Raw genomic sequence first — 1,284 nt, 5'->3', positions numbered from 1 at the left:
ACGTCCAGCGAGTACGACGCCTGGGGCCGGCGCACGGTGCTGCGCGAGCAGACACCGAAGTTCGACAAGCGCGACCAGCTCGACGACCGTGTGCGCTACTTCGCCTACGACGGCGAAGGCAATTTGCTGCGCCGGATCCAGGGCACGATGAGCCTGGGCGGGCGCTTCAACCAGAGCGCCGAGGCGCGCCAGTACACCGAGACCTACGCCTACGCCAACGGCCGCCACGTGGCGACGGGCAAGGCGGACGGCAAGACCGAGGTGCTGGCGCACCTGACCGGGTTCGAAGCCAGCGAGACCGGGGACATCACGGTGCAAGTGCAGCCCGGGGAAAGCTTGCGGCAGGTGGCGCAACGGGTCTATGGCGACGCCCGCTACTGGTACGTGCTGGCGGAGGCCAACGGGCTGGACGGGCTGAGCCCGCCCACGCCGGGCGGCAGCCTGCGGGCGCCGAACGTGCGGATGACGGCGAGCGACGCCAACACCTTCGAGCCGTTCAACCCGAACGACGCGATCGGCAACACAGCGCCGACACTGCCTTACATTCCACCGCCGCCGAAGAAGAAGGCGTGCGCGACGCTGGCGAAGGTGATTCTGGTGGCGATCGCGGTGGTGGTGACGATCTACACGGCGGGTGTGGCGGCGGGCTGGCTGGGGGCGGCCTCGAGCGCGACGGGGGCGGTGGCGGGAACGGCGGCGGCGGGGAGCACGCTGTCGGTGGGGGCGAGCGTATTGGCGGGGGGCTATGGGGCGGCGGGCGCGGTGGCGGCGGGCGTGGGGGCGTTCACGGGGAGTGTGGTGAGCCAAGCGCTGGGGAGCGTATCGGGGTATGGGAGTTTCAGTTGGCGCCAGGCGGCGGTGTCAGGTCTGACGGCCTGGGCGACGGCGGGCTGGGGCGGCTACGTGGGCCAGGCGGGGAATGCGTTCACGCAGAGCCTGTCGTCGTCGTCGTACGCGCGGGTGGCGGCGAACGCGATCGTGGGCAACGTGTCGAACTACGCGGCGAGCCGTGCGGTGGGGGCGGCAGCGAGCTTCAGTTGGCGGAGCATGGCGGCGAACACGGTGGGAGCTGTGTTGACGCGGGGCGTGGGGAGTAGACTGGGGCTTGAACAGACGACGAGCGGAGCACCAGGTGGGACGGGCAAGTTCTGGAACGACCTGGCGACGGGGATGATCGGGAACGTGGTGACGGCGCACAGCCGGCAAGCGCTGGGGGCGCAACGAGGGGGTATCGACTACGGCGACCTGGCGGCGGACGCGTTCGGGAATGCGCTGGGGAATGCG

Annotated in this window: 1 protein-coding gene; it reads left to right on the top strand. The window is 70.6% G+C overall.

The genetic code is table 11. The features are described 5' to 3' along the window. Nucleotides 1-1,284, top strand: a 1,284-nt coding sequence (locus tag EBB59_RS14035) for a LysM peptidoglycan-binding domain-containing protein (protein WP_170156566.1), incomplete at both ends; no start/stop codon positions are given.

The organism is Solilutibacter pythonis, assembly GCF_003697345.1.
GTDB lineage: Bacteria > Pseudomonadota > Gammaproteobacteria > Xanthomonadales > Xanthomonadaceae > Solilutibacter > Solilutibacter pythonis.
The sequence above is the reverse complement of the archived record's forward strand: the minus strand, read 5'-3'. Positions and strand labels throughout refer to the sequence as shown.